This window comes from Streptomyces palmae (assembly GCF_004684805.1).
Taxonomy (GTDB): domain Bacteria; phylum Actinomycetota; class Actinomycetes; order Streptomycetales; family Streptomycetaceae; genus Streptomyces; species Streptomyces palmae.
The window spans coordinates 1-14,250 of sequence record NZ_SRID01000169.1; the positions used below are offsets into that span (position 1 = coordinate 1).

At 73.8% G+C, this 14,250-nt stretch carries 9 protein-coding genes; 6 read left to right on the forward strand and 3 right to left on the reverse strand.

Features of this window, described 5'->3' with window-relative positions:
- The 3 genes from E4099_RS18260 to E4099_RS18270 all read left to right on the forward strand — a co-directional run.
- On the forward strand, positions 1–2,603 hold a 2,603-nt coding region (locus E4099_RS18260; RefSeq protein ID WP_135340155.1), incomplete at its 5' end, for a discoidin domain-containing protein.
- A 169-nt stretch (positions 2,604–2,772) separates the two neighbouring features.
- Positions 2,773–3,495 carry a helix-turn-helix transcriptional regulator gene (locus E4099_RS18265; RefSeq protein WP_245244959.1) on the forward strand — a complete coding sequence of 241 codons (723 nt, stop codon included), beginning with the start codon at positions 2,773–2,775 and terminating at the stop codon, positions 3,493–3,495.
- Positions 3,492–4,457: a pyridoxal-phosphate dependent enzyme gene (locus E4099_RS18270; protein ID WP_135340157.1), complete on the forward strand. Its 966-nt coding sequence runs from the start codon at positions 3,492–3,494 to the stop codon at positions 4,455–4,457. Before E4099_RS18265 ends, E4099_RS18270 begins: the two co-directional genes overlap by 4 nt.
- Positions 4,458–4,559: 102 nt before the next feature.
- Here the strand turns inward: E4099_RS18270 and map are convergent, their stop codons facing one another.
- Positions 4,560–5,327, reverse strand: coding sequence for a type I methionyl aminopeptidase (gene map, locus E4099_RS18275; protein WP_135340158.1), 768 nt, complete (start codon positions 5,325–5,327; stop codon positions 4,560–4,562).
- Positions 5,328–5,403: 76 nt separating this feature from the next.
- Between map and E4099_RS18280 the strand changes: the two genes are divergently transcribed.
- Together E4099_RS18280 and E4099_RS18285 are read left to right on the forward strand one after the other, a co-directional pair.
- Positions 5,404–5,685, forward strand: a complete 282-nt coding sequence (locus tag E4099_RS18280; RefSeq protein WP_135340159.1) for a helix-turn-helix domain-containing protein — start codon at positions 5,404–5,406, stop codon at positions 5,683–5,685.
- Positions 5,686–5,838: 153 nt separating this feature from the next.
- Positions 5,839–9,786, forward strand: a complete 3,948-nt coding sequence (locus E4099_RS18285) for an ABC transporter ATP-binding protein (RefSeq protein WP_245244960.1) — start codon at positions 5,839–5,841, stop codon at positions 9,784–9,786.
- A 359-nt stretch (positions 9,787–10,145) separates the two neighbouring features.
- Here the strand turns inward: E4099_RS18285 and E4099_RS18290 are convergent, their stop codons facing one another.
- Positions 10,146–10,589, reverse strand: a complete 444-nt coding sequence (locus E4099_RS18290) for a hypothetical protein (protein ID WP_135340161.1) — start codon at positions 10,587–10,589, stop codon at positions 10,146–10,148.
- 145 nt (positions 10,590–10,734) lie between these two features.
- Here E4099_RS18290 and E4099_RS18295 point away from each other — a divergent pair, with 145 nt between their 5' ends.
- Entirely contained in the window at positions 10,735–12,159 is a 1,425-nt protein-coding gene (locus tag E4099_RS18295) for a S28 family serine protease (protein WP_135340162.1), read from the forward strand.
- Positions 12,160–12,397: 238 nt separating this feature from the next.
- Here E4099_RS18295 and E4099_RS18300 read toward each other — a convergent pair.
- On the reverse strand, positions 12,398–14,250 hold a 1,853-nt coding region (locus E4099_RS18300), incomplete at its 5' end, for a glycoside hydrolase family 3 protein (RefSeq protein WP_245244961.1).

Genomic DNA, 14,250 nt, shown 5'->3' on the forward strand with positions numbered 1-14,250 from the left:
CCGCCTGCGGACACCCGGACTCCGGTTCCTGGGCGCCCACCGCCACCCGGATCGACCCCGCCGACAGCCACCACGCCTATGTCGGCAACGGCTACCTGGGGCAGCGCGTGCCGCCGGTCGGCATGGGGTACGCGGAGCCCGGCGGCAAGACCGGCTGGCCGCTGTTCACCCCCCGCTACGACGGCGCCTTCGTCTCCGGGCTGTACGCGCACAACCCGCGGACCACCCAGAACCGGCAGGTCATCGCCGCCCTGCCGACCTGGACCGGGCTGGAGGTGCGCACCGGCGGCAGGCACCCGGAGACCTTCGGAACCGGCACCCCCGCCGGCCGGATCTCGCACTACCGGCAGAGCGTGCTGTTCCGCTGCGGGCTGGTCCGCACCTCGCTCACCTGGACCGCCGCGGACGGACGCGCCACCGACCTGGTCTACGAGGTGCTGGCGCACCGCACCGACGCGCACCTGGGCGCGGTGCGGCTGCGGATGACCCCGCACTGGAGCGGTCAGGCCGGCGTCACCGACGTGCTGGACGGACGCGGAGCCCGCATGCTGACCGGCACCGGCGGCGGGGCCCGCCCCGGGGGCCGCACGGTGGACGTCGCCTTCCGCGCCGACGGCACCGGGACCGAGGGGGCGGTCGCCTCCACCCTCCGGCTCGGTCGCGGGGTGTTCAGCAGCGCGGTGCGCCAACCGGCCACCGGGGCCGCGACGCTGACCGCCCGCCAGGCGGTGAGCTTCCCGGTGCGCGCGGGCCGCAGCTACGAGATCACCAAGTACGTGGGCGTGGACACCGCGCTCACCTCCCGCACCCCGCGGGCCGCCGCCACCGCCGCCTCGCAGCAGGCGGCGCGGATCGGCTGGCACCAGCTGCTGGCCACCCACAGCGCCGCCTGGCGGCGGCTGTGGCGTACCGACATCGAGGTCGCCGGGCAGCCCGAACTCCAGGCCTGGGTGCGCTCGGCGGAGTACGGGCTGTACGCCGCCACCCGGACCGACATCCGCAACAGCATCGCGCCCATCGGGCTGACCAGCGACAACTACGGCGGGCTGATCTTCTGGGACGCCGAGACCTGGATGTTCCCCAGCCTGCTGGCCGGCCATCCCGAACTGGCCAGAACGGTGGTCGAGTACCGCTACCGCACCCGCCCCGCCGCCCAGGCCAACGCCCGCCGGCTCGGCTACCGGGGGCTGTTCTACCCCTGGAACAGCGGCTCCCGGGGCGATCTGCCCACCGAGTGCCACAGCGTGGACCCGCCGCACTGCCGCACCCAGATCCACCTCCAGTCGGACGTCGCCCTCGCCGTCTGGCAGTACTACCTGGCCACCGGCGACACCGCCTGGCTGCGCCGGTACGGCTGGCCGGTGCTGAAGGGCATCGCGGAGTTCTGGACCAGCCGGGTGACCCCCAACGCCGACGGCAGCTACTCCATCAACGACGTGGCCGGCCCCGACGAGTACAGCAACGGGGTCAACGACGGTGTCTTCACCAACGCCGGCGCCGCCACCACGCTGCGCCTCGCCACCCGGGCCGCCCGGCTGGTCGGCGCCTCGGCGCCCGGCGAATGGAACCGGATCGCGGACCGGCTGCGCATCCTGTTCGACGAGGAGCACCAGGTCTTCCAGCAGTACGCGGGCTACCGGGGCCGGCTGATCAAGCAGGCGGACGCCGTGCTGCTGCGGTACCCGCTGCGCTGGCCGATGTCCCGGCGGGCGGCGGCCAACACCCTGGACTACTACGCGGCCCGCACCGACCCGGACGGCCCGGCCATGACGGACTCGGTGCACGCCATCGTCGCGGCGGACGTCGGTGAGCCGGGCTGCGTCACCCAGACCTATCTGATCCGCGCCATCCGGCCGTTCGTCCGCGGCCCGTTCAACCTGTTCTCCGAGGCGCGCGGCACCAAGGCGGGCGCGGCCGACCCGCTGGCCGGCTCCCCGGCCCAGGACTTCCTCACCGGCAAGGGCGGCTTCCTCCAGGTCTTCCTCAACGGCCTGACCGGGCTGCGGCAGCACCCGGACCGGGTGTACCTGGACCCCATGCTGCCCCCGCGGCTCACCCGGGGCGTCACCCTCAAGGGGCTGCGCTGGCAGGGCCGCGACTACCGGATCGACCTCGGCGCCCACCAGACCACCGTGCGGCTGGTCTCCGGCGAGCCCTTCCGGGTCGAGACCCCGCAGGGGGAGTCCGTGGTCAGCACCCAGGCCCCGCTGGTGCTCAAGACCCGCCGCCCGGACCTGGCCCGCACCGACGACCTGGCCCGGTGCAAGGCGGCCACCGCGGACTCGGAGGAGCCCGGGAGGTACGCCCCGGCGGCGCTGGACGGCAGCACCGTCACCGCCTGGGTGCCGGACGCGGCGCACGGCACCCTCACCGCCGACCTCGGCGGCGTGCACCCGATCCGCGCGGTGAAGCCCGTGTGGACCGCGGTGCGCCCGGCCTCGTACACGGTGCGCGTCTCGGTGGACGGCACGCACTGGACCGAACCACCCGCGGCGCACACCACCCGCCCCGCGCGCTACGTACGGGTCACCCTGCGCTCGGCGGACGACAAGCACCGGGCCGGCATCGCGGAACTGAGGGTCCTCGGGGCCGAGCGGGACTGAGGCACACGGGGGGCGCGGGGCGCCGGGCGCGACCTGCGACCCTCCCGGCGCCGGGCGCTCGGGTCCCGGTGCCCCGTGCCCGTGCCCGGAGACGGCGCCGGGGTGCCGGGGCGCCGGGAGAAACCTGGGGGGTTGGACAATGAGTCCAGGCTCTGTACAGTCCATCCATGTGAACGGAGAGAACGCGGAAGCGGACGCCATCATCGCCGCACTGCGGCCGGTCGCCGAGGGCCTGGCCGCCACCTTCGGGTCCAGCTGCGAGGTGGTGGTGCACGACTTCCGCCGCCCGGAGGGGTCCGTGGTGGCCATCGCGGGCAACCTCACCGGCCGCGCCGTGGGCGGCTCCATGAGCGAGATCGGCATGGACCTGCTGGGCCAGGGCGACGCGGCCACCGACCGGCTGAACTACGTCACCCGCGCCCGGGGCGGCCGGATGCTCAAGTCCTCCACCATCGTGCTGCGCACCAGCGGCGGCACCGCGTTCGGCGCCTTCTGCGTCAACCTCGACATCACCGCCCTGCGCCAGGCGCACGAGATCATCGGCGACCTGGTCGGGCTGGCCGCCGGCGCCGCCGTCCCCACCACCACCTTCAGCAACGACGTGGACGAGGTGGTGGACGCCGCGGTGGACGGGCTGCAACTCGCCCAGGGCAAGCAGTGGGCCGACCTGGACCGCGCCGAGCGGACCGCGCTCTTCGCCCGGCTGGAGCGCACCGGGGTCTTCGCGGTGCGCCGCGCGGTGCCCCGGGTCGCGGCCCGGCTCGGCATCTCCCGGGCCTCCGCCTACGCCTACCTGGCCGAGGTGCGCGGCACCTCGGCCGAGCGGGACAGGCCGGCCGGCACCCCACCAACCGAAGACCCGGACGACCGAGAGGACGGCGGACCAGCATGACCACCGAACAGGTCACCCTCGACGACATCCGTGCCGCGGCGGCTCGGATCGAGCACGTCGCGCACCGCACCCCGGTACTGACCTCGCGCACCCTGGACGAACGGGTCGGCGCGCGGACCTTCCTCAAGTGCGAGAACTTCCAGCGGGTGGGCGCCTTCAAGTTCCGCGGGGCCTACAACGCCATCGCCCAGCTCCCGCCGGAGCGCCTGCGGCGCGGCGTGGCGGCCTACTCCTCCGGCAACCACGCCCAGGCGGTCGCGCTGGCGGCCCGGCTGCTGGGGGCGCCCGCGGTCATCCTGATGCCCGAGGACGCGCCGGCCGCCAAGCGCGCGGCCACCCTGGGCTACGGGGCGGAGGTGGTGACGTACGACCGCTACACCGGCGACCGGGCGGCGATCGGCGAGAAGCTGGCCGCCGACCGCGGGCTGACCCTGATCCCGCCCTATGAGCATCCGCATGTCATCGCCGGGCAGGGCACCACCGGGCTGGAGCTGATGGAGGAGGTCGAGGGGCTCGGAGCGCTGATCACCCCGGTGGGCGGCGGCGGGCTGATGGCCGGCTGCGCCACCGCGGCCCGCGGCCTGGATCCCGCGATCCGCACCATCGGCGTGGAACCGGAGGCGGGCGACGACTACAAGCGCTCGCTGGAGGCCGGGCACCGGGTGCGGATCCCGGTGCCGCGCACCATCGCCGACGGCCAGGCGCTGGAGACCCCCGGTGAGCTGTCCTTCGCCATCAACCGGCGACTGCTGGACGAGGTGGTGCTGGTCAGCGACGAGGAGATCCGCGAGGCCATGGCGTTCGCCTTCACCCGGCTGAAGATCGTGGTCGAGCCCAGCGGGGCGACCGGGCTGGCCGCCCTGCTCGCGGGCCGGATCGCCGAGCCGCCGCCCCGGGTCGGCGTGGTGGTCTCCGGCGGCAACATCGACCCGGCCCGCTTCGCGCAACTGCTGGGAGCCTGAGCCCGCCGGCCGCGGGCGCCGTACGGGGCTCGCGGGGTCACCTCGGGTACTCGGGCCGTACGACTCGGGCTGGTGCCGTACGTCGGTGGGCCGGCCCGAGGGTCACGGCAGGGTGAGTACGCGGGGGCCGTCCTCCGTGATGGCCACCGTGTGCTCGCTGTGCGCGGCGCGTCCGCCGCCCGCGGTGCGCAGCGTCCAGCCGTCCGGGTCGGTGACGTACGCGTCCGAGCCGCCGGCCAGGAACATCGGCTCGATGGCGATCACCAGCCCGTGCCGCAGCGGGTAGCCGCGGCCGGGCCGCCCCTCGTTGGGGACCGGCGGGTCCTCGTGCATCCGGCGTCCGATGCCGTGGCCGCCGAAGTCGGCCGGGATGCCGTAGCCGGCGGTGCGGCCCACCGAGCCGACGGCGTGCGCGATGTCGCCCATCCGGCCGCCGACCACCGCCGCCTCGATGCCCGCGGCCAGCGCGGCCTCGGTGGCCTCGATCAGCCGCTGGTCCTCGGGGCGCGGGGTGCCCACGATGAAGCTGATCGCGGCGTCGCCGGCCCAGCCGTCCAGCTGGGCACCGCAGTCGATGCTCACCAGATCGCCGTCGCGCAGCCGGTAGCCGTTAGGGATGCCGTGCACGATCGCGTCGTTCACCGAGGCGCAGATGACCGCCGGGAACGGGGTCGGCGCGAACTGCGGGCGGTAGCCCAGGAACGGGGAGCTCGCCCCCGCCTCGTCCAGCACGGCGCGGGCCGCCTCGTCCAGTTCGCGGAGCCCGGTGCCGACCGCGGCGGCCTCGCGCGCCGCCGCCAGGGCCCGGGCCACCACCCGCCCGGCCTCCCGCATGGCGTCCATCGCCGCGTCCGTCTTGATCTCCACCATGCCGACCGCCTCCGTACCGGGTCCGTGAGGACACAATCGCTGTCCCAATTCTTATACCGGTATTAGTATCACGTCCATGGTGCGCACTCCTCTGACTCCGCTGGAACGCGAACGCGGCCGGCACCTGGGCCTTCTGCTGCGTCAGGCGCGCGGCGAACGCAGCATGGCCGAGGTCGCCGCCGCCGCCGGGATCTCCGCCGAGACCCTCCGCAAGATCGAGACCGGACGGGCCCCGACCCCCGCCTTCTTCACCGTGGCGGCCCTGGCCGGGGCCCTCGGACTGGCCCTGGATCAGGTCGCGGCCCGCTGCGCCGAGATCACCGAAGTGCCCGAGGAGGAGGCGCCCGCCGCGGCCTGACCCGTTCGGCCCCGTCCCGTCCTGTCGCAATCGATGTGTTGCCGCAGGATGAAATCCGCACGCCTGTGCGTTGCAGCATCCGGTGGCAAGGGCCACGGAGGCATCCGGTGGCACGGGCCGCGGGGTGGACGGGACAGGACCAGGAGGTCACGGGTGGCAAGCGCTTCGACGGGGGACGGCAGGCCGCAGGGCTGGGTGCGCCGGCTGACCCGCTACTGCTGGCGGTACCGGCGCAACGTGCTGCTCTCACTGGGCGCCTCGCTCGCCGGCATGGCGGTGATGGCCCTGGTGCCGCTGGTGCCGAGGCTGATCATCGACGATGTGATCGTCAAGGGCACCCGCTCGATCGGCCCCTGGGCCACCCTGCTGATCGTCGCCGCCGTGGCGGTCTACGTCCTCACCTACATCCGGCGCTTCTACGGTGGCCGGCTCGCCCTGGACGTCCAACACGACCTGCGTACCGAGATGTTCCGGGCGATATCCCGGCTGGACGGCAGACGGCAGGACGAACTGAGCACCGGCCAGGTCGTCGGCCGGGGCACCAGCGACCTCCAGCTCATCCAGGGCCTGCTGTTCATGGTGCCGATGATGATCGGCAACGTCCTGCTCTTCCTGATCTCCCTGGTGATCATGGCGATCCTGTCGCCGCTGCTCACCGTGGTGGTGCTGGCCGTCGCCCCCGCCCTGTGGTTCCTCGCCTCCCGCAGCCGCCGCCGGCTCTTCCCCGCCACCTGGCACGCCCAGAGCCAGGCCGCCGCGGTGGCCGGCGTGGTGGACGGCGCGGTCACCGGCGTCCGCGTGGTCAAGGGCTTCGGCCAGGAGGAGCAGGAGACCGCCAAGCTCCGCGAGGCCGGCCGCGCGCTGTTCGCCTCCCGGCTGCGCACCGTGCGCCTCAACGCCCGCTACACCCCCGCCCTCCAGGCCGTACCGGCCCTGGGCCAGGTCGCCATGCTGGCGCTCGGCGGCTGGATGGCCACCCGCGGCCAGGTCACCCTGGGCACCTTCGTCGCCTTCTCCACCTACCTCGCCCAGCTGGTCGGCCCGGTCCGGATGCTCACCATGATGCTCACCATGGGCCAGCAGGCACGGGCCGGCGTGGAGCGGGTCTTCGAGATCATCGACGCCGAACCCGCCATCGGCGAGCGGCCGGACGCCCGCGAGCTGCCCGCCGACGCACCGGCCACCGTCGAGTTCGACCGGGTCAGCTTCGGCTACGACCCCGCCCGCCCGGTGCTCGACAAGGTCTCGCTGCGCATCGAACCCGGCCAGACGCTGGCCGTGGTCGGCGCCTCGGGCAGCGGCAAGTCCACCCTGTCGCTGCTGCTGCCGCGCTTCTACGACCCGACCGAGGGCACGGTGCGGATCGGCGGCCACGACGTGCGCGAGCTGACCTTCGACTCGCTGCGCTCCGCCATCGGCCTGGTGCCGGAGAGCAGCTTCCTGTTCTCCGACACCGTGCGCGCCAACATCGCCTACGGTGCCCCGGACGCCACCGAGGAGCAGATACTCGCCGCCGCCCGCGCGGCCCAGGCCGACCGCTTCATACGTGAGCTGCCCGAGGGCTACGACACCGAGGTCGGCGAGCAGGGCCTGACCCTCTCCGGTGGCCAGCGGCAGCGCATCGCACTGGCCCGGGCCATCCTCACCGACCCCCGGCTGCTGGTGCTGGACGACGCCACCTCGGCGGTGGACGCACGGGTCGAGCACGAGATCCACGAGGCGCTGCGCGAGGTGATGCAGGGCCGCACCACCCTGCTGATCGCCCACCGGCTCTCCACCCTGGCACTGGCCGACCGGATCGCGGTGCTGGACGGCGGACGGGTGGTGGACACCGGCACCCACGAGGAGCTGCGGGACCGCTGCGAGCTGTACCGCCGGCTGCTCACCGACCCGGACGAGCTGGGCGGGGTCAGCCGCGACCCGGCGGGGCTGACCGCCGGGCAGGACGGCGCCCCGCCGGCGTCCCCCGACGGCCACCGTCCGGGCCGGCCGGCCCTCGACGGCGAGCCCTCGGCCGCCGGCACCGCCGACCGCCCGCTCGACCTCGCCCTCCATCTGGACACCCCGATCGAGGCGGCGGCCGAGGGCGACCGCGAGCAGGCGAAGGCCCGCCACCGGGTGGTGGACGGGATCACCCCCGCACTGTGGGTGCGGGACGGCGAACACGAGCAGTCCTCCGACACCTCGGCGGGCGCCGCCGCGGCCGGCGCCGCGGCCGCGTCCGGGCGCCCCGGTGGGATGGCGGGTGCGCTGGCCGGCTCGCCCGCCACCCCCGACCTGCTCGAGAAGGTCGCCGCGCTGCCCCCGGCGAACGACACCCCGGACATCGACGAGGAGGCCGCCCAGCGCCCCGAGCGGGCCTACGGGCTGCGGCAGCTGCTGCGCGGCTTCCGCGTGCCGCTGCTGATCGCGCTGCTGCTGGTGGCCGCCGACGCCCTGGCCGGTCTGCTGCTGCCGGTGCTGATCCGGCACGGCATCGACAAGGGCGTCGACCAGGCGGCGCTGGGCGCGGTGTGGGCGGCGTCCGCCATCGCGCTGCTGGTGGTGCTGGGCCAGTGGGCCGCCCAGATCGGCGAGACCCAGATGACCGGCCGCACCGGCGAGCGGGTGCTCTACTCCCTGCGCGTCAAGATCTTCGCCCAGCTGCAGCGGCTCGGCCTGGACTACTACGAGCGCGAGCTCACCGGCAAGGTCATGACGCGAATGACCACCGATGTGGACGCACTCTCCACCTTCCTGCAGACCGGCCTGGTCACCGCCGTGGTGAGCCTGCTGAGCTTCCTGGGCATCCTGGTCGCGCTGCTGGTCATCGACGTCCAGCTGGCCCTGGTGGTGTTCGCCACCCTGCCCCCGCTGATCGTGGGCACCGTCTTCTTCCGGCGCCAGAGCGTCAAGGCGTACGAGCTGGCCCGGGAGCGGATCAGCGGGGTCAACGCGGACCTCCAGGAGGGCGTCGCCGGGCTGCGGATCGTCCAGGCGTTCCGCCGCGAGGGCGCCGGGCAGGCCCGGTTCGAGGAGCGCAGCGACAGCTACCGCGAGGCCCGGGTGCGCGGCCAGTGGCTGATATCGGTGTACTTCCCCTTCGTCCAGCTGCTCTCCTCGGTGGCCGCCGCGCTGGTGCTGATCGTCGGCGCCCACCGGGTCGGCGACAACACCCTCACCACGGGTGCGCTGGTCGCCTATCTGCTCTACATCGACCTGTTCTTCGCCCCGGTCCAGCAGCTCTCCCAGGTCTTCGACGGCTACCAGCAGGCGACCGTCTCGCTCCGCCGGATCCAGGAGCTGCTGCGCGAGCCGACCAGCACCCCGCCCGCCGAGTCCCCGCGGCCGGTGTCCGCGCTGCGCGGCGAGATCGCCTTCGAGGACGTGCACTTCCGGTACAACGGCACCGACGGGGCGGAGGAGGCCGCCCTGTCCGGCATCGACCTGCGGATACCGGCCGGGCAGACGGTGGCCTTCGTCGGCGAGACCGGCGCCGGCAAGTCCACCCTGGTCAAGCTGGTGGCCCGGTTCTACGACCCGACCTCCGGCAGCGTCCGGGTGGACGGCACCGACCTGCGCGAACTCGACCTGACCGGCTATCGGCACCGGCTGGGCGTGGTCCCGCAGGAGTCGTACCTGTTCCCCGGCACGGTCCGGGACGCCATCGCCTACGGGCGGCCGGACGCCACCGACGCCGAGGTGGAGGCCGCCGCCCGGGCGGTCGGCGCCCACGCCATGGTGGCCTCGCTGGACGGCGGCTACCTCCACGAGGTGGCCGAGCGCGGACGCAACCTCTCCGCCGGGCAGCGGCAGCTGCTGGCCCTGGCCCGGGCCGAGCTGGTGAACCCCGACGTACTGCTGCTGGACGAGGCCACCGCGGCGCTGGACCTGGCCACCGAGGCACTGGTCAACCAGGCCACCGACCGGCTGGCCGGCCGGCGCACCACGCTGGTGGTGGCCCACCGGCTGACCACGGCCGCCCGCGCCGACCGGGTGGTCGTGCTGGACCACGGGCGGGTGGTGGAGGACGGCACCCACGAGAAGCTGCTGGCCCGCGACGGACGGTACGCGGAGCTGTGGCGCACCTTCACCGGAGAGACGGAGCCCGCGGTGGTGTAGCCGGTGGCCTGGCCGGCCGCGGTGGTGCGGTCGAGGGCCCGGGGTCCCTGGTGAGGCGTTCGGTGGCGCCCGGGGGCCCTGGTTCCGCGGTCCGTGACGCCCGGGGGCGGGGCTCGGTCCCGCACCCGGGCGAACCACACGGCTTCCGGCGGGAACACTCCACCGGGCACCTCCGCGAGGCGCTTCACGGCTTCCGGCCAGTCCGGCGCCTGGGGCGGAGGCGCTTCACGGCTTCCGGCCAGTCCGGCGCCTCGGGCGGAGGCGCCTCACGGCCTCCGGCCCGGTCGCCGTTGGGGACCCTCCCGGATCCCGGGCGCCAACCGCGGGGATCGGCCCGTACCTTCGGGGCGCCGCGCGGACTACGGTTCCATGCCGCTGGCCCGGGCGATGGCCTGGACCTCCTGCCGGTCGTGCTCCCGCCGCTCCGCCTCGGCCGCGACCCGATCCTTGTGCCGGGCCAGGAACTCGGCGTCGTCCGCCCGGTCCTGAGGGACCAGCACCTTCATGCCCCGGGCGTGCGGCGCGTCCCCCAGGTCCACCACCACCCGCTCCTCCTGGGTGGTGAGCAGACCGAAGAGCACCAGCAGCTCGGCCTGGAGGGCGGGGGTGAACAGCTCCCGCTCGGCCGGCCCCATGCCCAGCTCGTAGGTCCCGCCGTGCACCGCCGGCGAGGTGCTCACCTCGTGCAGCAGCCGGATCAGCAGCTCCAGGGAGCGCGGCTCGACCCGTTCTTGAAGTTCCGCCAGATAGCGCCGCAACCGCTCGGTCCGCTCACTCCGCTCAGGCGGTTCGTCTCGGTCCATGTCGGCAGGATGCGCCATCACAGCACGCGACGAAAGGGGACAGGCCACAACTCTCCGTGGCCAAGAGGGTGCTGAAGAGGGCTGGCGGGTCCATGTGCGGCACAGGTAGGTTCGCGGCGACCTTTGCTGACCCAGGGGAGGGTGAATGCGCAAGGCGCTCAGATGGCTGCTGTCGCTGGTCGTGCTCATAGGCACGCTCGGCACCGGCGCCGCCACGGCCACAGGTGCGGCGACCGCCGCCGAGCCGGACATCAAGGACCGGATCCTCGCGATACCGGGGATGAGCCTCGTCGAGGAGAAGCCCTACACGGGCTACCGCTTCTTCGTGCTCGACTACACCCAGCCGATCGACCACCGACACCCGTCCAAGGGGACCTTCAAGCAGCGGATCACCCTGCTGCACAAGTCCACGGACCGGCCCACGGTGTTCTTCACCTCCGGCTACAACGTCAACACCAACCCGCGCCGCAGCGAGCCGACGCAGATCGTCGACGGCAACCAGCTGTCGATGGAGTACCGCTTCTTCACCCCGTCCCGCCCCCAGCCGGCCGACTGGTCCAAGCTGGACATCTGGCAGGCGGCCAGTGACCAGCACCGCCTCTACCGGGCGCTCAAGCCGATCTACGGCAAGAACTGGCTGGCCACCGGCGGCAGCAAGGGCGGCATGACCGCCACCTACTTCCGCCGCTTCTACCCGAACGACATGGACGGCACCGTCGCCTACGTCGCGCCCAACGACGTGGTGAACAAGGAGGACTCGGCGTACGACCGGTTCTTCTCCACGGTCGGCACCGCCGAGTGCCGCGCCAAGCTGAACGCGGTCCAGCGCGAGGCCCTGGTGCGCCGCGACGAGATCGTCGACCGCTACCAGAAGTGGGCGGACAGCGAGCAGCAGACCTTCGAGGTCGTGGGCAGCGCCGACAAGGCGTACGAGAACGTGGTGCTGGACCTGGTCTGGGCGTTCTGGCAATACCACAAGGAGTCGGACTGCGCCGACGTGCCCGCCGCCACCGCCTCCACCGACGAGCTGTACGGCTTCGTCGACGAGATCTCCGGCTTCTCGGCCTACACCGACCAGGGCCTGGAGACCTACACCCCGTACTACTACCAGGCGGGCACCCAGCTGGGTTCGCCCAGCTTCGAGACCCCGCACCTGGACGGCCTGCTGCGCTACCCCGGGATATACCAGCCGCGCAACTACGTGCCGCGGTCCATCTCGATGAAGTTCCAGCCCTCGGTCATGCGTGACGTGGACAACTGGGTGCGCCACGACTCCGAGCGGATGCTCTTCGTCTACGGGCAGAACGACCCGTGGGGCGCCGAGCCGTTCCGTCTGGGCAAGGGCTCCAAGGACTCCTACGTCTTCACCGCGCCGGGCGGCAACCACGGCGCCAACGTGGCCGGCCTGAAGGCCGGCGAGAAGGAGAAGGCCACCGCCGAGATCCTGGAGTGGGCCGGCGTGGCGCCCGCCGCGGTCGCCAAGGGCGAGCAGGCGGCCAAGCCGCTGGCCAAGCACGACGCCAAGCTGGACAAGCGGGACATCGAGCGCGAGCCGCTGCTGCGCCCGTGACCCGGTAGACCCGCCGGCCACCGACGAGTGGGCGGGTTTCGCCGTACGACGGCCTCCGGCCGGCTCCACCGAGCCGACCGGAGGCCGTCGATCGTTTCCCAAGGGCCCGGGGCCCGGGGCCTGGGCAGCCCAGGCCCCGGGGTCCGGTACCTCAGGCGTCAGCCCTCGGCAGCCCAGGCCCCTGGGCCCCGTGCCTCAGGCGTCAGCCCTCGGCAGCCCGGCCCCTGGGCACCGGCCCTCAGTAGCCCAGGCCGTAGCCGAGCGGGTACAGCACCTGGTCCGGGGCGTCCGCGCGCCGCACCGACACCGGCAGCCTGCCGCGCGGCCGGGCGCGCCCGGCGATCACCCGGGCGGCGGCGCGCACCTCCACATCGGTCCAGGAGTAGGCGGCCAGCGCGGCGGACAGTCCGCTGTCGGCCAGTTGGGCTATGTCGTACGGGTTGCGCAGCGCCAGCTGCACCACCGGCACACCGGTGGCGGCCAGCTCGGCGACCAGGGTGCGTTGGGCCGAGGTGCGGCCGACGTTGTACGTGGCCACGATGACCGCGTCCCGGCCGCGGGCCGCGGCGACCGCCGCCGCGATCCGCTCCGGCGCCGGATCCGGCTGGGCACCGGTCGAGGTGGACAGCGCCTCGGCGGTGAAGCCCAGCTCCCCGAGCGCCCGGGCCAGCACCGCGGTGGGCGGCCCGCCGGTACCGGACGGCGAGGCCGGATCGACCCCCACCACCAGCAGGTCATGGTGGCGGCGCGGGGACAGCGGCAGCAGCCCGCGGTCGTTGCGGAGCAGGGTGGTGGTGCGGTCGGCGATCCGGTCCGCGGCGGCCAGATGGGAGCGGCTGCCCACCACGCGGTCCACCTCCCCGGCGCGGGTGTAGGGCTCGTCGAACAGCCCGAGCCGGGACTTGAGCTCCAGGATCCGCAGGATCGACTCGTCCAGCCGGGATTCGGGGACCTCGCCGCTCTCCACCGCCCGGCGCAGCCCGTGCCAGGCGGCGGGCAGGTCCGGCGGGTTGAGCAGCTGGTCGACCCCGGCCTTGAGCGCCAGCACCGGCACCCGGTCGTCGCCGTACTTCTTCCGCACCCCGGCCATGCCCAGCGAGTCGGTGACCACCACGCCGTCGAAGCCGAGTTCGCCGCGGAGCACCCCGGTGAGGATGGGCCGGGACAGGGTGGCCGGGTCATCGACCGGGTCCAGGGCCGGGAAGAGCAGGTGCGCGGTCATCACGGCGTCGATGCCGGCGGCGATGGCGGCCTTGAACGGCGGGGCGTCCAGCCGCTCCCACTCCTCCCGCGAATGGGTGATCAGCGGCAGCCCCAGATGGCTGTCCACCGCGGTGTCGCCATGCCCCGGGAAGTGCTTGGCGGTGGCCGCCACCCCGCCCTCCTGATAGCCCCGCACCTCCGCGGTGACCAGCGCGGACACCGCCTCGGGGTCGGCGCCGAAGGACCGTACGCCGATCACCGGATTGGCCGGGTTCACGTTCACGTCCGCGACCGGCGCGTAGTTCTGCCGGATGCCCAGCGCGGCCAGCTCCCGCCCCGCGATACGGGCCATCTCCCGGGCGTCCGCCTCCCGGCCCCCGGCACCCAGCGCCATCGCGCCGGGGAAGAGGGTGGCGGGCGCGCCCACCCGGGCAACGATGCCGTGCTCCTGGTCGGTGGAGACCAGCAGCGGGAGGGGGGTGGGCTGGGCCAGCCCGGCGCGCTGGATGCCGTCGGACAGCGCGGCGATCTGCCGCGGGCTCCGGGTGTTGTGCGCCCAGGCGAAGTAGATGATGCCGCCCACGTGGTAGGTGGCGATCAGCTCGGCGGCGTCCCGTACGCCGATCTCCTTGCGGTTGGCCTCGATGTCGGCGGGATCGGGGTCGGTGGCGGAGTGCCCGTACACCCGCATGACGAAGAGCTGCCCGATCTTCTCCGGCAGGGTCATCCGGGCGATGAGGGCACGCAGCCGCTCCCGGTCGGGGCGGCGGTCCGGGGCGGCGGCGTGGGCGGTACCCAGAGCCGGGCCGCCGGCTGCCAGCGCGGCACCGGCCGCGGTGGCGGCGAGCAGGGTCCGGCGGCTCGGGGCGTGCGGGACGGGGTGGTGGG